The following is a 17,573-nucleotide window of genomic DNA, read 5'->3' as shown; positions in this document are numbered from 1 at the left end:
CCGGACATGACCTCTCTCCGACGGCTGCGCCGCTCCGGCACCGCCGCCCTGCTCACCGCGGCGGCCCTGCTCGCCCCGGCGGCGCCGGCCGCCCCCGCGGCCGCCTCCCCCGTCGCCCCGGCGTCCCCCTCCGCCTGGCAGGGGACCTGCGCCAAGGGCGACGTCTGCGTCTGGAGCGGCCCCAACGGCACCGGTACCCGGTGCGCCTGGACCGGCGACGACCCCGACTGGCAGGGCGGCGCGGTCCAGTGCCGCCCGCACGGCTTCCGGGTCAACTCCATCTGGAACAACGGCCACCCCGGCGCCTACGACATGGTCCAGTTCTACGGCGGCCCGAACTACACGAATCCGCTCTACGACCCCGTCGTGATCACCTCGAAGCCGATCAACGCCAACAACGTGGCCATCCGCTCACACCGCTGGGTCTGACCGCCCCCGCAGGAACGCGGCGGGCCCACCCGGCCCTCCCCGGGCGGACCCGCCGCCCCGCCCCTCTCGGCACCCCCCGGGGCGGGCCCCTCCGCCTCCCCGGACCGCCGCAGCGCCCCGGCCGCCCCGCACAGATCGCCGCTGCGGGCAGTGCACCCCGCCTCCCCACGGCGTCCCGGGGAACCCCGTTCCATTCCCCGTGCCGGGCGTCCGGCACGCCCACGTACCGGCTCCCGCCCGTCGGCGGCGGAAGCGGGAGGACCTTCCCGCCCCGGCACCGCCGATAGGGGGTTCCGGCCGCCCCGGCACCGGGCGGAGCACCGCCCCGCCGGTCCCGGAACACGGCCGGAAGGGCCCCTCCTCCCCGGGGTCGGCTCTCCGGGCTCAGCGGGGGCCGGAGTGGCGGGCGACCGCCATCCGGATCCCCAGCGGCATCCGCCCGCACGCCTCGGTGAGCCGGAGCGCGTCCGCCCCCAGCGCCCCTCCGGAGAGGCGGCAGGCCAGGTCCACCGCGTCCTGCGGCGGCAGCGGGCCCAGTTCCAGGCGGCGGGCGCCGTACCGGGCGACCAGGTCGCGCAGCGGCTCGCGGGAGGTGACCAGGACGCAGCAGGAGGGCGACCCGGGCAGCAGCGGCCGGACCTGCTCGGCGGAGGCCGCGTCGTCCAGCACCACCAGCACCCGGCGCCCGCGCAGCAGGGTGCGGTAGAGCCCGGCGCGCTCCTCCGGGGCCTCCGGAACCCGGTCCGCGGCGGCGCCCAGCGCGCGCAGGAACCGCCCCAGCACCTTCCCCGGCTCGATCGGGGCCCGGGGTCCGCCGTGCTCCGCGCCGTGCAGGTCGGCGAAGAGCTGGCCGTCCGGGAAGGCGCGGGCCGCCTGCTGCGCCCAGTGCAGCACCAGCCCGGTCTTGCCCGCGCCCTCCGGGCCGGTCACCACGGCCAGCCGCAGGTGCCGCGCGGCGGAGGCGGTCAGCCCGTCCAGGGCGGCCAGCTCCGCGGTGCGCCCGGTGAACGAGGAGACCGCCGCGGGCAGCTCGCCGGGGCGCGGCCCGCCCCCGTCCTCCTCCCCGCGGGCCTCGCGCAGGATCGCGCCGTGCAGCGCGCGCAGCCTCCGTCCGGGGTCCACGCCCAGCCGCTCGCCGAGCAGCCGCCGCCCCTCCGCGTAGACCTCCAGCGCCTCGGCCCGGCGGCCGGACCTGGCCAGCGCCGCCATCAGCAGCTCGCGCGGGCGCTCGCGGAGCGGGTCCCGGGCCACCAGGGCGCCCAGGTCGCCGATCTGCTCGCGGTAGCGCCCCTGGGCGAAGCCGGCCTCGGCCAGCTCCTCGGCCGCGGCCGCGCGCAGCTCCTCCCAGTGGTGGGCGGCCGCCTCGACCGCCGCTCCCTCCAGCCCGCACAGCACGGGACCGCGCCACAGCGCCAGCGCGCGGCGCAGCCCCTCCTCGGCGGCCGCGTGCCGGCCCGCGCGGGCGGCGGCCCGGGCCGCGGCGACCTCGCGCGCCGCCTCCTCCGCGTCCAGCCGCACCTCCTCGGCGCGGAGCCGGTAGCCCGCGCCGGCCGTGTCGATCACCGGTCCGCCCCCGGCCTCCCGGAAGGCCCGGCGCACCCCGGAGACGACGATGGCCACCTGGGTGCGGGCCGAGGCCGGCGGCCGCTCGGACCACAATTCGTCGATCAGCCGCGCCACCGGGACCACTCGCCCCTTCTCCACCGCCAGCAGGGCCAGCAGCAACCGCGCCCGCCGCCCGCCCAGCCGCACCGGGCGCCCGCCCGCGCTCGCCCGCAGCGGACCGAGGATGTGCAGTTCCACGCGCCCCCTCCTCTCCCCCGTCACCGGTCGGCGCCCCGCACACCGCCCGACCACCACTGTGCTGCACGGTCCGCACCCAAGTGAACACCGAGCGTTGAATCGTCCTGTTCCGGCCGCTCGAAAAGAAGGCCTCGGCTCCCCGGAGGCACTCGCAGCCACACCGAGCGGGCCCGACGGGACCAGAGTTCAGACCGGCAGCGACGGCAAAGGCAGGAACAGGGCGAGCGCCCCACCCGAGCGCGGCACCTCACGGAGCGGAGGTCCAAGCAGGCGGCGAAGGCGGGAAGGGGAACCGGCCGGTCGGTCGGGTGCAGCGCCTCGCGGAGCGAAGGCCAAGACGGGCGGCGACGGCAGAGGAAGGGGCGGGGCGGAGGCGATCGCCCGAGCGCGGGCCCCACGGGGCTGGGGTTCAGGCAGGCAGCAAGGGCGGCGGTGGGGACCGGCCGATCGGTTCGGCGCGGCACCCCGCGAAGCGAAGGCCAAGACGGGCGGCAACAGCAGCGGCAGGGCCGGGGCGGAGGCGATCGCCCGAGCGCGGGCCCCACGGGGCTGGGGCTCAAACGGGCAGCGACGGCAGGCAGAAGCACCGGCCGGTCGGTCGGGTGCGGCAGGGCGGGTGGGGCGGTCGGGGTGGTCCGGGTGGCGGGATCGCCGTTCCCGCGTCGCCCGGGCGCCGGGGCCTGCCGCCTTCGAAACCACTACACCTCTCCGACCTGGGTAAATACGCAGGGTGATGGCGGGGAGGGGCGCCCTGCGCACCGCGAGAGCACCCCGGTGATTCCCGGGCGCGCATCCCGGCCCGGATCGGGCCTCCCAGGCCCCGATTGGCCCTGATCGGGCCGGTGTTCGGGGGTTCGAGCCACCCGGAAGGCCGGAAGACGGGGGCCGGAACCCGGGAAGAGCAGAGGCAGGGGCGGGATGTCGCATTTATCCTGCCGGGAGGGCCCACCTTGGCCACTCTGGGTAACCGAGGAGGGGGCAATGGGAGCTTCGGGGCTTACTACTCGCTGGTAGATGTAATCGGGGTGCCGCCGAGGTGCGCAGGGCGCCCCCACCCCCGCCCGATCCCCGCCGTAAATCGGGCATAGGGGATACGGCCCCCTGGCGGGTGCGGGCGGGCCCCCCTTCACCGGAGCGCCGCCCCTTCCCGTCGGGAGCAGGCGCCGCCCCGCCTGAACCCCGCCCCCGCGAGATGCCGCACCCGGCTGGGGCGCCCGGCCCCGCCCCTACCTCCGCCGTCGCCGCCCGCCTGAACCCCGCCCCCGCGAGATGCCGCACCCGGCTGGGGCGCCCGGCCCCGCCCCTACCTCCGCCGTCGCCGCCCGCCTGAACCCCCGCCACGTGGGGCGCCGCGCCGGACCGACCAGCCGGTTCCCACCGTCGCCTTCGCCGCCTGCTTGAACCCCCGCCACGTGGGGCACCGCGCCCGACCGACCAGCCGGTCCCCCTCCCGCCCTCGCCGCCCGCCTGAACCCCGCCCCCGCGAGACGCCACACCCGGGTGAGGCGCCGGGCCCCGCCCCTACCTCCGCCGTCGCCGCCCACTTGAACCTCCGCTCCGCGAGACGCCGAGCCCGACCGACTGGCCGGTGTCCCTCCCCGCCTTTGCTTCCTGCTTGGGCCTTCGCTCCGCGAGATGCCGCGCCCGGGTGAGACCTGCGCCCTGGCCCTCCCCTCGCCGTCACTGCCGGCCTGAACACACCCAGCGGCTGCCGGTACGCAGAGTCGGCCGCTTGTTCGGCGGTTCCTCTCCTCAGCGGGCGTCGCGTTGGAGGCGGTGGGCGACTTCGACCGGGCGGAAGCCGAAGCCGCGGTTGATCCGCTGCATCGGGCCGTTGACCGCGGCCGTCCAGGTGTGCACCCGGCGCCGCTCGGGGTGGTCGGCGGCGAGCCGGGCCAGGTTGCCGGCCTTGAGCGCCGCCCCCAGGCCGCGGCCGCGGTGCGGGGTGAGGACCACCGTGTCGTCCTGGTAGACCTCGGCCGGGTTGTGGCCGGGCACGAACAGCTCGCTGTACCCCGCCGGGGCGCCGTCGGCGGCGCGGGCCAGCGAGGCGATCGAGGTGAAGCCCTGCCGCAGCAGGCGCCGCTCGACCTCCCGGACCCGCTCGGGGTCCCAGGTGCGCGGTGCGAAGTGCACCCCGCCGGTGGGCACGGCGCGCTCCATCGCCGAGCGCAGCCGGGCCACCTCCGCCACGAACTCCGGCGGGCAGGGCCCGCTCCAGGTGTCCAGCCGGTAGCCGGAGCGCCGCCGCGCGGCCCCGGCCAGCAGCGCGGCCACCGCCTCCTCGTCGGCGGGCAGGTCGAGCACGAGGTGGTCCTCCCGGTGCACGCTGCGGAAGCCGCGGCCCAGCGCGAACCGGGTCCCCGGGTGCTCGGCCGGGGCCTGCCCCGCCGGGACGTGCGCCTCCGCCAGCAGCACCCGACGGCCGGCCCGCGCGGCCAGCCGCTCCGCGTGGGCGAGCAGCGCCGACCCGTAGCCCTGGCCGCGCTCGCCTGCGGGGACGCTCACATCGACCTCGGCGACCCGCCGGTTGCCCTCCCCGTACAGCTCCACCAGCAGGCTGCCCACCACGCCGCCGGCGGCGACCGCGGCCCACACCGAGCGCTCCGCCCCGGCGCCCGGCTCCCGCAGCGCGGCACGGACCTCCTGGTAGGCGGCGATGAGCGGCCGGTCCCTGCCCGCCGCGGCCCCCGCCCGCAGCGCCCGATACCAGGCCTTCAGCGCCTGCTCGTCATGCGGATCGACCTGCTGGATGACCGGCACTGGCGCCCCCGTGCTCCCGAAGACCGATGCGCCCTCCGTTATCCCGCACCGGGGCGCCATCGGGCAACCGGTTCGCCGGGACCGGTCACTCCCCCGGCATGCACTCCACGGCCCCGAAGCGACCGCCCTCGACGTGGTCGCGGTGCGAGCGGACCGCGGACTCGCCGGGACCGGTCACTCCTCCGGCACGTACTCCACCGTCGCGGAGTGGCCGCCCTCGACGTAGTCGCGGTGCGAGCGGACCGCGAACTCGTAGGCGCCGCCGGCCGGGGCCGACACGGTCCACTCGGTGGCGCCGCCCTCCACCAGGGCCGCGGTGCTCCATCCCGCGCCCCGGCCGGGCCCGTGCCCGTCGACCGGGGAGCAGTCGCCGGGCCCGCTCCCGCCGTCCGGGTCCCCCGCCCCGTCCTCGCCGTCCGGGTCGGCGGGCCGCTCGCAGCTCATCGCGCGGCGGAGCACCTCGTAGTGCCCGGCCTCGGGGACCTCGTCCCAGGCCAGCACAGTGCCGCTTTCGGTGCCGCCGTCGGTGCCGCCGTCCTCCAGCCGGACCCGGTCCGGGGCGGGCGGCGGGTCGGTGTCGACGGTGATCCGGGCCGGTTCGGAGCCGGCGCCGCCGTCGCCGCCCTTGTAGGGGCGCACCACGAACTCGTAGGTGGCGCCGCTGAGCAGCCGGTCCACGGTGGCGGTGCGCGGCTCGCCGCCGGAGCCGCCGACCTCGGCCGGCAGCGGCACCCGGTCGTCCGGGTCGGGGTCGACCCGCTGCTGGAGCACCTGGTAGCCGGTGGCGCCCGGCACCGGGTCCCAGGTCAGGACCACCTCGCCGTCCTCCTCCTCGGCCTGCACCGACGGCGCCCGGCGCGGGCCGGTGTCCACGTCGGGCAGCGGCCGCGGGTAGGGCTCGCCCAGCCCGAGCGGGCCGGCCAGCGCGTCGGCGAAGGCCGCGGCGATCTTCAGCTCGCCGCGCGCGTTGGGGTGCGTGGTGTCCCAGTTGTCGTCGGCCGGGGCGTAGTCCTCGGCGGTGTGCGCGACCACGACCGGGGCCGGTCCGCTCAGCTCCTCGGCCAGCCCGGGGAGGAGCCGGTTGAACTCCACCGCCTTCTCGTTCAGCTCCTCGTCGCGGCCGGTGCCCCAGTGCGGGGTGACCTCGCCGAGCACGATCTGCAGGCCGCCGTCGGCGACCCGGGCGTTGCCCACCGCGTCCCGCACGCCCTCCAGGGCGTCCGCGGCCGAGCCGCCGTGCACGAAGTCGTTGGTGCCCGCCATGAGCAGCAGGTAGTCCGGTTCGTGCTCGGCGACCTGCTCGCCGATGCCCGCGGCGACGTTCTCCGCGGTGGCCCCCCACACCCCGGCGTGCGCGGTGTCGAAGTCCGGGTCGGCGTAGCCGTCGTCGCCGAACTCGCCGGTCTCCAGCTCGACCATGTCGTCGTAGGGGCCGACGAAGTCGACGTCGGCGCCGGAGGCGGCGAGGTGCTTCCAGAGCCGGTAGCGCCAGGTGAAGTCGCCGGTGCTGCCCTGCACGAGGGAGTCGCCGGCGATCATCACCCGCGCGGTGCCCTCCGGCGGGGTGCCGACCGCCGGCGGCGCGGAGGGGTCCGGTTCCGGCTCCCCGCCGGTGCGGAACGTGCCGCCGAAGGTCTGGATGACGACGAGGGTGGCGCACATCGCGGCGAGCGCCACGCCGGCCAGGCCGAGCGCGCCGGGCTGGAAGCGCCCGCCGGCGCGCGGGCGCCGTGCGGCGCCGCGCAGCCGGGCGAGCGCGCGGGAGAGCCTCCCGGGGCCGCCGGGGGCGGGCGGGGGGTTCCCGCCGTGGTCAGGATCGTGCACGGCCGCCGCTATGCCTCCGGGTCGCGGGGGAGCCCGAGCAGCCGCTCGGCGATGATGTTGAGCTGCACCTCGGTGGTGCCCCCGTAGATCGTCATGGAGCGGCTGAACAGCATATAGCGGGCCCAGGCGCCGGTGGAGTCCGAGGGGTCGGCGCAGACCGCCGCCCCGCCCTGGCCCTCCCAGATGTGGTCGGCCACCCGCTGGTTGAACTCCACCCCGAGCAGTTTGCGCACGCTGGACTCGGCGCCGGGCTCGGTCCCGGAGAGCTGCTTGAGCGTCACCCGCAGCCCGAGCAGCTCGATCGCCTGACCGAGGGCGATCAGCCGCCCGGCGGAGACCCGGACGTCGCGGTCGGCGGGGTCGGCCGGGGCGGCGGCGCCCCACTCTCCGGGTCCCGGCGCCTTGCCGAGGAAGTCGAGCAGCTCCGGCACGCCGGCGCCGAGGCCGCTCCCGCCGGACAGCGCCACCCGCTCGTTGCTCAGCGTGGTGCGCGCGACCCGCCAGCCGTCGCCGACCCCGCCCACCACCTGGTCGTCGGGGACGAACACGCCGTCGAAGAAGACCTCGTTGAAGACCGCGTCCCCGGTGAGCTCGCGCAGCGGGCGCACCTCCAGGCCGGGGGCGGCCATGTCCACCAGGAAGTAGGTGATGCCCTGGTGCCGGTCGGAGGCGCCGGGGTCGGTGCGGGCCAGGCAGATGCCCCACTGCGCCAGCTGCGCCATGGAGGTCCAGATCTTCTGCCCGGTGAGCCGGTAGCCGCCGTCGACCCGCTCGGCCCGCATGGCCAGCGACGCCAGGTCGGAGCCGGCGCCCGGCTCGCTGAACAGCTGGCACCAGGTGATCTCGCCGCGCAGCGTCGGCCCGAGGAACCGCTCCTGCTGCCCGGGGGTGCCGTGTCCGGCCAGTGAGGGCACCACCCAGGCGCCGATGGCCAGGCCGGGTCCGCGCAGCCCGGCGCGGCGCGCCTCCTGCTGGATGAGGACCTGCTCCAGCGGCGCGGCGCCGCGCCCCCAGGGCCGGGGCAGGTGCGGCATGACCCACCCCTGCTCGGCCATGGCGGCGAACCGCTCGCCGTCTCCGGCGATCGCGGCCAGCGCCTCGGCCTCCTCCCGGATCCGCTCTCGGAGCCCGGTGTCCTCGGCGTCCTGCGGGCCGATCTCGACCGGGCGCCGGTGCCCGGCCAGGGCCAGGTCGGCGACGTCGGCCGCGCGGTCGGCGGCGGAGCCGGCCAGGATCCGCAGGGTGGAGGCCCGGCGCAGGTAGCGGTGGGCGTCGTGCTCCCAGGTGAAGCCGATGCCGCCGTGCACCTGGATGCAGTCCCGGGCGCATTCGAGGGCGGCGTCGGGGGCGATGAGGCCGGCGACCGCGGCGGCGAACCGCACCTGCTCGGGCGCGGGCCCGCCGGGGTTCTCCGCGTAGCCGCGCGCGGCGTCCCACACCGCGGCGCGGGCCTTCTCCAGGGCGATGGCCATCCGGGCGCACTTGTGCTTGACGCCCTGGAACCGGCCGATCGGCCGGCCGAACTGGACCCGGACCCCGGCGTAGTCGGCGGCGGCCGCCGTGCACCAGGCGGCGATCCCGGCGGCCTCGGCTCCGAGCAGCACCGCGGCGATCCCTTCCGCGTCCTCCCGCTCCAGGCCGGCGAGCAGGGCGCCGTCGGGCACCGGCAGGGCGTCGGCGTCCAGCCGGGCGACGCCGCGGCCGAGGTCGAGCGCGGGCAGCGCGGTGCGCCGGAACGCCGCGCCGTCCAGGACCGCCCAGGCCTCTCGGCCGCCGGTGAGCAGCGGGACGAGGACGTGGTCGGCCCCGGCGCCCTCCAGGACCGGCCGGAGCGTTCCGGAGACCGCGATCCCGCCGCCCGGTGCGGGGACGGCGGCCAGGGCGGGGCCGGGGGCGACGGCCGCGGTGCGGCTCCCGTCGGCCAGTCCGGGCAGCAGCCGCTCGCGCAGCTCGGGCCCGCCGAACCGGTCGATCAGCGCCGAGGCGAGCACGGTCGGCAGGAACGCGCCGCCGGCCAGGCCGCGGCCGAGCTCCTCCAGGGCCACGGCGAGCTCCGGCAGGCCGCCGCCCTGCCCGCCGTACTTCTCCGGCAGGTGCAGGCCGAGCAGGCCCTGGGCGGCCAGGCCGGCCCGGAGGGCGGGCGGGTCCTGCCCCTCCTCCCCCGGCCCGGCGCCGCCCGGGCCGTCCGGTACGGTGCGTTCGATCAGGCCGCGCACCGCCGCGGCCAGCTCTTCGTGTTCTCCGGTCAGTCCGATCGCCATCGGCAGCTCCTCGGTCCGGTTCGCGCTGGTCCTGCCGCGACACCAGACTAGAACTCGTTATATATACAGAGTCAACTAGGATCGGCCTTTCCGGTCTGGGCGAGCCGTCCAGCTCCTGCTGGTTCGGCGCACCGACCCCGGTACGTCCGCGGAAGATCCGATACGAACAGGTTTCACGCGCCGACCCGGTCGGCGGAAAGGCGGTCGCCCGTGACCGGTCTGGTCGCCGCGCTGCTCGCGGCCGCGGTCTACTCCGTCGGCCTGGCCGTCGAGCAGCGCGCCCTGCACCGCGCGCCCTCCATCTCGGTGCGCCGCCCGCTGCACCTGGCCCGGACCCTGCTGGGCGATCCGCGCTGGGTGGGCGGCTGCCTGCTGGCCGCCCTCGGCAGCCTCGGCCTGGTGGTCGCCCTGGGGCTGGCCCCGGTCTCGGTGGTCCAGCCCGCCTTCGCAGGCGGCATCGCGCTGATGCTGCTGCTGACCGCGCTGGTGCTGGGCGACCCGATCTCCCGCGGGGAGAAGGCCGCGCTGGCGCTGATGCCGGTCGCGCTGCTGCTGCTCAGCCTCTCCCTAGGGAACGGCGGGAGCACCGGGACCACCCCGGACATGCCGTTCCTGCTCGCGGTGAGCGTGGGCACCGTGGCGGCCTGCGTCGCCGCGGTCGCCTTCGCCTCCGGCGGCGGGCGCTCGGTCTCCGCCGCCGCCATGGGGGCCGCGGCCGGCCTGGCCCAGGGCGTCGCCGGCCTGCAGGGCAAGGCGCTCGGCGGGCTCCTGGCCGACGAGGGCCTGCCCGGGGCGCTGCTCCCCGCCCTCGCCTCGCCCTTCCCCTACCTGTACGCGCTGGGCTGGGCGGTGGGCATCGTGCTCTTCCAGGCCTCCCTGCAGCGCGCCCGCGCCTCGATCACCGCCCCGGTCGCCAACGTCACCGGCAACGTCTTCATGGTCGTGCTGGGCACCCTGATCTTCAGCGAGAGCCTGCCCGAGGACCCGCTGATGCTGGCGCTGCGCGCGGCCGGGTTCCTGCTCACCCTGGTCGTCGTGGTCCTGGTGCGCGGCAACGCCGCCCAGGCCGAGGCCGACACCTCCCGGATCCGCGAGGCCGCCCCTCCCCGGTGACCCCGGCGCCGGGACCGGCGGAACGGCGGAGCGGCCCGGCGCCCTGGGACGCGGGGCCGCTCCGCCGCTGCGGGCCGGGTCAGGCCGAGACGGCGACCGCCTGGCGCAGGGCCGGGGCGGCGACCTCGGCCCAGGCGCCGATCACCCCGGCGGGCTCCTCCAGCTCGGTGGAGGCCAGCAGCAGGGCCGGCTCGACCACCCAGGCGCCCAGGTCGGACAGGAGCACCCGCAGGTCGGCCTCGATGTTGCGGCCATTGCGCAGGTCGGGCACCGAGGCCATCGGGACCGCCACGCCGCGGCCCAGGCCCAGTTCGGGCAGCCGGTCCAGGAAGACCTTGAGCAGGCCGGTGTAGGAGCCGTGCGTCTGCGGGGTGGCGACCAGCAGCACGTCGGCGGCGCGGACCGCGTCCAGCGCGTCGGCGACGTCCCGGCCGGTGTCGGCGGCCAGCAGCGCCGGGCCGAGGCGGGCCAGGTCGATGGTGTCCGGCTCGGCCTCCAGGCCGGCCTGGGCGGCGAGCGCCCGGGCGGCGCGGACCGCGGCGGAGCCGAGGGCGGAATCGGAGGCGTGGTCGGCGACGAGCACGGTGAAACGGGTCATGGGGCGGTCTCCAGTGTGCGGGCGGCGCGGGCCGCGAAAGCGCTGTGGGTTCGTCGGGCGCGACGCGTACGGTGCGCGCGCGGGCCTGATCGATGGGCCTGGATACCGGGGTGCCGCACCTCTCGGCCGACGACGGCGCTGTGGACGGCCGGGTGCACCGCACGCGGAGCGGGCGGCGGAGAGGAGGGAGAGGCGGAGGGACACGACCGGTGCGGATCCCGGGCGGGCTCGCGGCGGGAACGGCGGCGAGGGCGCTCCGGGCGTCGGGGCCTGGCCCCGACGGCGCTAACTACGACACAGGGCGCTGGCCTGCTGCCTCAGATCGACATGCAGGCGCTGGACGAGCAGCTCACCGGCGGTCATGCCCACCATCATGGGGTGAGCGGGCGCTATGGTCAATGCATGTTGGGCGGAAATGTCGCGCGCGGAACCGCCGCGGCCTCCGCCCTCCGCGACACCTCCCCGCCTCGGCGTGCGCAACGCCCCAGTTCCCTTCGGGAGCCGGGGCCGCCCCGCGCCCTGCCGGGGACGGTTCGGACGGCAGTGTGGCATCGGGCACAGGCGTGCCAGGAGAGCCCCAGAGGGCATTCGGGAGGACGCGGAACCACATGGGCGCGAACACGACGACCCTGACCAACGCACGGCTGCTCACCCCCGAGGGGTTCCGGCTCGGCTGGCTGCACATCGAGGACGGCCGGATCCGGTCACTGGGCGCCGGCGCGCTGCCCGCCGAGGCCGGCCCCGGTGTCGACGTCGGCGGCCGCACCGTGCTGCCCGGCGCGGTCGACGTGCACGTGCACGGCGGTGCGGGCGCGGCGTTCACCGAGACCGACCCCGAGCGGCTCCTCTCCATCGTCCGGTTCAACCGCGAGCAGGGCGTCACCACCGTGGTCGGCGGCCTGGTCGCCGCCTCCCCCTCCGACACCCTGGCCCAGGTCGCGGCGCTGGCCGAGCTGACCGAGGCGGGCGAGATCGCCGGGTCCTACCTGGAGGGCCCGTGGATCTCCGAGCACCGGCACGGGGCGCACGACCCGGCCCTGCTCCGCGAGCCCGACCTCGCCGAGTTCGCCCGGATCGTCAAGGCCGGGCGCGGCCACATCCGGATGATCACGGTCGCCCCGGAGCTGCCCGGCGCGCTCGACCTGGTCCGCGCCGCGGTCTCGGAGGGGATCACCGTGGCGGTGGGGCACACCGAGGCCACCTACGACCAGGCCCGGGCCGCCTTCGACGCGGGCGCCTCCATGGCCACCCACCTGTACAACGCGATGCGCCCGCTCAACCACCGCGAGCCCGGGCCGATCGGCGCGGCGCTCACCGACGAGCGGGTCGTGCTGGAGCTGATCAACGACGGCGTGCACGTCCACCCGGCCGCCGCGCAGGTGGCCTTCGACGCCGCCGGGGGCGACCGGGTCGCCCTGGTCACCGACGCGATGGCGGCCACCGGGCTGGGCGACGGCACCTACAGCCTGGGCAAGCTGGAGGTCCGGGTGGAGGGCGGCCGGGCGCTGCTCGCCGACGGAACCATCGCCAGCAGCACGATCGTCCTTCCGGACGCGATCCGCCGCGCGGTGCGGACCGTGCCCGGCGTCGACCTGGCCGCCGCGGCCCGCTCGGCCGCCACCGTCCCGGCCCGCGCCCTGGGCATCCCCGAGGTCGGCTCGCTGGAGCCCGGTTTCCACGCCGACCTGCTGATCCTCGACGACGACCTGGAGGTGGCCGGGGTGGTGCACCGCGGCGAGTGGGTCCGCCCGCTCTGACCCCGGAGCACCCGGCGCCCGATCCCCTTTGCGGCGCGCACCGCCGGCCGGCGGTGCGCGTCGTGCTTTTCGCCCCGGTACATCCCACCGGTGCACTCCGTGGCGATTTCCGGTGCGGCGTGTCGTAATGCCCGAATCACCCCTTGTGTGGAAAATGGCAGGTCAGGCGGCGGACCGCACCCTTGCCCCGGCATGCGGTCCGAGCTCCCCCTCCGCCGACCGATGAATCGGGCCACCACGGGGGAAACGTGAAGATCGTCTACCTCATCCACAACCTGTACGGCATCGGCGGCACCATCCGGACGGTGATCAACCAGGCCGAGGCCCTGGCCGAACTCGGCCACGGCGTGGAGGTCGTCTCGGTCTTCCGGCACCGGGAGGACCCGGTCCTGCCGGTCGGACCCCGGGTGGGCGTCCGCCCGGTGATCGACCTGCGCGACCCGCCGGCCGGCGAGTCCGCCCGGCGGCCCTCCCGGCTCTACCCGGTCGAGGAGAAGCTCCACCGGGACCACAGCGCCGCCTCCGACGAGCTCATCGCGCGGGCCCTCGCCGAAGCCGGGCCCGACGTCGCGGTCGGCACCCGGGCCGGACTGAACATCCTGCTCACCCGGCTGCCGCTGCGCGAGGACGGGATCGCCGTCGTCGGCCAGGAGCACCTCACCCACCGGATGTACGGCCGCGGGCTGATGGCCGCCATGTCCCGCGCCTACCCGCACCTGAGCGCGCTGGTCCCGGTCACCGAGGCCGACGCGGCCGCCTACCGCGAGCGGATGCGGCTGCCCGGCGTCGTGGTCCGGGCGATCCCCAACTGCGTTCCGGAACCCGCCCTCACCGCGGGCGGAGCACCCCGCCGCACCGTCGCCGCGGCCGGTCGGCTCACCGGGATGAAGGGCTACGACCTGCTGATCGACGCGTTCGCCCGGGTCTCCGACGAGCACCCGGGGTGGACGCTGCGGATCTACGGGCGCGGCAAGGGGCTGGACGCCCGCCGGCGGCAGATCTCCGCGCTCGGCCTGCACGACCGCGCCTTCATGATGGGCCCGCACCCGCGGATGGACGAGGCCTGGGCGATCTCCTCGTTCTGCGCGGTCACCTCGCGCGACGAGCCGTTCGGCATGACCATCGTGGAGGCGATGCGGGCCGGCCTGCCGGTGCTCAGCACCGACTGCCCGTTCGGTCCGGCCGAGATCATCACCGACGGCCACGACGGGCTGCTGGTGCCCAACGGCGACGTCGGCGCGATCGCCGACGGGCTGGACCGGCTGATGGGCGACGACGCGCTGCGCGGCCGGATGGCCGCCGCCGCCCTGGAGAGCTCCCGCCGGTACGCGCCCGAGGCCATCGCCCGGCGGCACGAGGAGCTCTTCACCGACCTGCTCGCCGCCCCGTCCGTCCCCGCGCCGCGCTCCGCGCGGACCGTGCGCCCCACCGCGCCGCCGGAGGACGGGCCCGCCCCGGACCACTGCGCCGCCGAGGCGGCGGCCGACGGGTCGGTGCGGCTGCGCTTCGCGCACCCGCCGCAGGCCGTCGTGCTCCAGGGCAAGGAGGGCGAGCAGCTCATCCCCGCGCAGAACGGGTCGGTGCCGATCACCCCGGCCGACATCAGGCGGGCCGGCGGCGCCTGCTCGGTGCTGCGCCGGGACGAGGACGGCGCCCCGGTCCCGGTCCCGGCCACCCTGCTGGACCTGCGCTCCGCGCCGGCCCCGGCCTCCGGCGGCCTCGCCGAGCACCCCGGCGGCCTGGAGTTCGTGCTGCCGCAGCGGGCCGCGGCCGGCCTGCTCCGGGTCTCGGTCCGCGGCGCCGCCCGGTACGCCGAGGTCCGCGACGTCCAGGTGGCCGCCGAAGCGGTGACGGTGACCGGCAGCGTGCTCGGCGCCGGCCGGGGCGACCCGGACGGCCTGCTGGTGCTGCGCCCGGGCGCGGGGGCGGACCGGGTCACCGCGGCCGCCCCGGTGGACGCCGCCGGCGTGTTCACCGCCGCGGTGCCCACCTCCGAGGTGGCCACCGGGCACTCCCGGCTGCTCCCCGCCCTGGACGACCCCGCGGCGCCGGTGAACTGGAGCCTGGTGCTGCGCGCGTTCGGCGCCGAGCACCGGGTGGGCCGGCTGCTGCTGGGGGCCGCCGACTGGTCCCGGATCACCGGGTACCCGCACGCCGTCGCCTGCGCCGACGGCCGGGGCGGGGCGTTCCTGGTCCAGCCCCGCTACACCCGGGCCGGCCGGCTGGCACTGCGCACCGCGCCCTGCGGCCCGGACGAGGGCGCCGACCCGCTGGCGCACGCGGTCAGCGACCTCGCGGTGCGCTGGGCGACGCCCGAGCCGCTGCCGTCCCTGCTGATCAGCGGGGCGATCCGGTCCCAAGCGGTCTCGGCCGACTCGCTCCGGCTGCTGCTCGTCGGGGACGCGCCGGACACGGTTCCGCTCCCGCTCAGCACCGAGCAGGACGCCGGCGGCGTGTACTACACCGCCTGGGTGACGCTGGCCCGGCGCGCCGTGCCGTTCGGCCGCCGGCGGGTGGTGCTGCAGACCGGCGGCGCGCTGGGCGACGCCGAGCCGGGCTGCCCGGATCCGCCCGGGCCGCGCCGGTGGTGGATCGGCCCGCTCCCGGTCTACGCGCGGATCCGGGAGGTGGACGGGGCGACCGTCATCGAGTACGCCCCGGTCGACCTCCCGCACGCGCTGCGCAGGCGAATCCGCAGGTGGCGGCGGAAGTTCCCGGGGCTCCCCGGGTGAGGGCCGGGCAGGTCCGCCCGGCGTGTCGAAGCCATGGTTACGACCTGGTAACCGTACGCAGGGTGACAATGGCGGCTACAGCAGGTCACCCGTCCGTGAGGAGGAGGCGCCATGGCCGACATCGAGAACGCCCGCTACCGCTCGGCGTCCGAGGCGCCGGAGAGCGTCGAGCGGAGGCAGCTGTCCCTGCTCGCCGAAGCGCTCACGAAGTACGGTGTCACCTCCAGCCTGGTCGGCCCCGAGCCGCCGGTCCTGCGGGTGCGCAACCCCGGTTCCGACTACGCCGTCGAGGACATCGGGTGCGAGCGGCGCGAGCACAACCACGCCTTCCTCGCCTCCTTCGGCGTCCACCTCGGCACCAGTGAGAGCATCCCGATGACCGCCAAGAAGGTCGCGTGGCTGGTCGGCGCCACCGACCCCTGACCGCCCGGATCCAGTGCCCCGCCGGCCGGCGGGCCCCTCCGCGGGCCCCGGCCCCGGGGCGCGTTCCGGGCGGTCGTCCCCCCGGAACGCGAGCGCCTCCGGCCCCGCGGCCGGAGCCGGACCGCCGCCCGGCCGGGGGATCCCCGGGCCGGCCGCCGCACCCGCCGCGCCCCGGGAGCGCCCGGAGGGCCTTCCCCCCGCGCCGGGCCGCGGACCGCGGCCGCACCGCCCCGGGAAGCCGCCGGCACCGGGGTCAGGACCGGACGGCCACCACCGACTTGCCCTGCGCATGCCCCTCCCCCTGGCGGGCCAGGGCCTCCGCGACGCCGGCCGGTGCGCAGGTCCACCCGACTGCGGGCCGCACCCGTCCGGCCCCGATCACCTCCGTGAGCACCGCGAGGTCCCCCGGTTCGGCCTCGCCGCGAACATCACCGCCCTGGGGCCGCGGCGCCGGGACGCGAACAGCCCGGATGCGCTACCTGGACGGCGCGCTGCGGACCCTGCGCGGGGCGGGCTTCCCGCCGGACCTCCTCGACCTCGCCTTCCACACGGTGGAGAACCGCATCGTCGGCCACGCCCTGCAGGAGCCGGCCTTCCCCCTCGCCCCGGACCGGGCGGAGGAGACCGGCGAGCGCATCCTGCGTTCGCTCCCGCCCGGGGACCACCCCGACCTGGCCGCGCACATCCGCCACCGCCTCCGGCAGGGGGGCGGGGACGACGGCGGGTTCGAGTTCGGGCTCCACCTGACCCTCGACGGCCTCGAACGCAGGCGCGCACGCCCCTGAAGCGGCGCGGGCGCCCGCGTACCGGCCGCGGGCCGGGCGGGCGCCAGGGTATAGGCTCGCCCCCGGGCGGGACGGGGCCCGGCTCCGTCCCCCGCGCGGACCAGGCAGGAGGTGCTCCTCCGCTTCCGGGGGCTGATGGTGGAACGGCTGGAGATCGAGAGCTTTCTGACGCTCGCCGACGAACTGCACTTCGGGCGCACCGCCGAGCGGCTGCTCGTCTCCCGGGCCCGGGTCAGCCAGACGATCCGGAGGCTGGAGCGGCGGATCGGCGCCCCGCTGTTCGAACGGACCAGCCGCAGGGTCCGGCTGACCCCGCTCGGGCGGCGGCTCCACGACGACCTCGAACCCGCATACCGGCGCATCCAGGAGGGCGTGGCCAGGGCGCAGGCCGCCGCCAAGGGCGTCGAGGGGGTGCTGCGGGTCGGCTACCTGGGGGCCGCGGCGGGCGAGTTCGTGCTCGACGTGACGGACGCCTTCACCGCCCGCCACCCCGGTTCCGAGGTGCAGATCCGCGAGACGCAGATCAGCGACCTGCTCGGGCCGCTGCGCACGGGGGAAGTGGACGTACTGGTCACCCAGTTCCCCGTCGACGAGCCCGATCTCACCCGGGGCCCGGTGGTCTTCTCCGTGCCGCGGATGCTCGCCGTACCCTCCCGGCATCCGCTGGCCGAGCGGGAGTCCGTCTCGCTCGAGGACCTCGCCCACGACAAGGTGTTCGCCTGCACCGGCGAGGTGCCGGCGTACTGGCAGGAGCACAACGCGCCGCTGCGCACCCCCGGCGGCCGGCCCGTCGAGCGCGGCCGGTCCGCCGCCACGCTGCAGGAGACCCTCGCCCTCATCGGCGCCGGCAAGGGCATCTCCCCCGTGGGCGCCGACGTCGCCCGGCGGCACACCCCGCGGGGCGTCGCCTACGTCCCCTTCACCGACGCCGAGCCGGTGGAGTACGGGATCGTGTGGCGGGCGGCCGGGGAGACCGCCCGGGTCCGCGCGTTCGTGCAGGTCGGTGCGGAGGCCGCGGCAGCGGCGGGCGATCGGTGAGCCCGGCTTACCGCACGTTGCGCTTTTCGGCGTTGTTCCAGGTCGGC

The 17,573-nt window shown here is 77.1% G+C and carries 12 protein-coding genes; 7 read left to right on the top strand and 5 right to left on the bottom strand.

The features are described from left to right. The first annotated feature begins 6 nt into the window (after positions 1 to 6). The gene (locus D459_RS0113195) at positions 7 to 429 is read left to right on the top strand and encodes a peptidase inhibitor family I36 protein (RefSeq protein WP_017593481.1); all 423 of its coding nucleotides are present in this window, start codon (positions 7 to 9) and stop codon (positions 427 to 429) included. A 384-nt stretch (positions 430 to 813) separates the two neighbouring features. Here D459_RS0113195 and D459_RS31555 read toward each other — a convergent pair whose 3' ends face one another. The 4 genes from D459_RS31555 to D459_RS0113170 form a co-directional block, all read right to left on the bottom strand. Next, a complete protein-coding gene (locus tag D459_RS31555; protein WP_017593480.1) occupies positions 814 to 2,232 on the bottom strand; it encodes an AfsR/SARP family transcriptional regulator in 1,419 nt (472 codons plus the stop codon). Positions 2,233 to 3,984: 1,752 nt separating this feature from the next. Further along, complete coding sequence (locus D459_RS0113185) at positions 3,985 to 4,995, bottom strand: GNAT family N-acetyltransferase (RefSeq protein ID WP_017593479.1); 1,011 nt, start codon at positions 4,993 to 4,995, stop codon at positions 3,985 to 3,987. Between the two features lie 174 nt (positions 4,996 to 5,169). After that, positions 5,170 to 6,819: a GDSL-type esterase/lipase family protein gene (locus D459_RS0113175; RefSeq protein WP_017593477.1), complete on the bottom strand. Its 1,650-nt coding sequence runs from the start codon at positions 6,817 to 6,819 to the stop codon at positions 5,170 to 5,172. Between the two features lie 8 nt (positions 6,820 to 6,827). Continuing rightward, positions 6,828 to 9,080, bottom strand: coding sequence for an acyl-CoA dehydrogenase (locus tag D459_RS0113170; protein WP_017593476.1), 2,253 nt, complete (start codon positions 9,078 to 9,080; stop codon positions 6,828 to 6,830). A gap of 210 nt (positions 9,081 to 9,290) precedes the next feature. Here D459_RS0113170 and D459_RS0113165 point away from each other — a divergent pair, with 210 nt between their 5' ends. Beyond that, a complete protein-coding gene (locus tag D459_RS0113165; protein WP_017593475.1) occupies positions 9,291 to 10,193 on the top strand; it encodes a hypothetical protein in 903 nt (300 codons plus the stop codon). 79 nt (positions 10,194 to 10,272) lie between these two features. On the opposite strand, the gene D459_RS0113160 is transcribed toward D459_RS0113165, so the two are convergent. Then, positions 10,273 to 10,791 carry an NADPH-dependent FMN reductase gene (locus D459_RS0113160; RefSeq protein ID WP_017593474.1) on the bottom strand — a complete coding sequence of 173 codons (519 nt, stop codon included), beginning with the start codon at positions 10,789 to 10,791 and terminating at the stop codon, positions 10,273 to 10,275. Between the two features lie 608 nt (positions 10,792 to 11,399). On the opposite strand from D459_RS0113160, the gene nagA reads away from it, so the two are divergent. The 5 genes from nagA (at position 11,400) to D459_RS0113135 (ending at position 17,526) form a co-directional block, all read left to right on the top strand. Further along, the gene (gene nagA / locus D459_RS0113155) at positions 11,400 to 12,548 is read left to right on the top strand and encodes an N-acetylglucosamine-6-phosphate deacetylase (RefSeq protein WP_017593473.1); all 1,149 of its coding nucleotides are present in this window, start codon (positions 11,400 to 11,402) and stop codon (positions 12,546 to 12,548) included. Positions 12,549 to 12,796: 248 nt separating this feature from the next. Beyond that, entirely contained in the window at positions 12,797 to 15,280 is a 2,484-nt protein-coding gene (locus D459_RS31545) for a glycosyltransferase family 4 protein (protein ID WP_051065419.1), read from the top strand. A gap of 111 nt (positions 15,281 to 15,391) precedes the next feature. Then, positions 15,392 to 15,703: a hypothetical protein gene (locus D459_RS0113145; protein WP_017593472.1), complete on the top strand. Its 312-nt coding sequence runs from the start codon at positions 15,392 to 15,394 to the stop codon at positions 15,701 to 15,703. 470 nt (positions 15,704 to 16,173) lie between these two features. After that, positions 16,174 to 16,488, top strand: coding sequence for a TetR/AcrR family transcriptional regulator C-terminal domain-containing protein (locus D459_RS31540; protein ID WP_017593470.1), 315 nt, complete (start codon positions 16,174 to 16,176; stop codon positions 16,486 to 16,488). A 111-nt stretch (positions 16,489 to 16,599) separates the two neighbouring features. Continuing rightward, positions 16,600 to 17,526 (top strand): LysR family transcriptional regulator, encoded by a 927-nt coding sequence (locus D459_RS0113135; protein WP_017593469.1) that lies wholly within the window; start codon positions 16,600 to 16,602, stop codon positions 17,524 to 17,526. The last annotated feature ends 47 nt before the right edge of the window (positions 17,527 to 17,573 follow it).

Source organism: Nocardiopsis potens DSM 45234 (genome assembly GCF_000341105.1).
Classification (GTDB): domain Bacteria; phylum Actinomycetota; class Actinomycetes; order Streptosporangiales; family Streptosporangiaceae; genus Nocardiopsis_A; species Nocardiopsis_A potens.
This window is presented reverse-complemented; position numbering and strand designations above follow the sequence as displayed.

Bases quoted from the DNA above. Each gene is read 5' to 3' on its own strand.
- D459_RS0113195 (WP_017593481.1), top strand. From the start codon at position 7: ATGACCTCTCTCCGACGGCTGCGCCGCTCCGGCACCGCCGCCCTGCTC.
- D459_RS0113170 (WP_017593476.1), bottom strand. From the start codon at position 9,080: ATGGCGATCGGACTGACCGGAGAACACGAAGAGCTGGCCGCGGCGGTG.
- D459_RS0113160 (WP_017593474.1), bottom strand. From the start codon at position 10,791: ATGACCCGTTTCACCGTGCTCGTCGCCGACCACGCCTCCGATTCCGCC.
- nagA (WP_017593473.1), top strand. From the start codon at position 11,400: ATGGGCGCGAACACGACGACCCTGACCAACGCACGGCTGCTCACCCCC.
- D459_RS0113145 (WP_017593472.1), top strand. From the start codon at position 15,392: ATGGCCGACATCGAGAACGCCCGCTACCGCTCGGCGTCCGAGGCGCCG.
- D459_RS31540 (WP_017593470.1), top strand. From the start codon at position 16,174: ATGCGCTACCTGGACGGCGCGCTGCGGACCCTGCGCGGGGCGGGCTTC.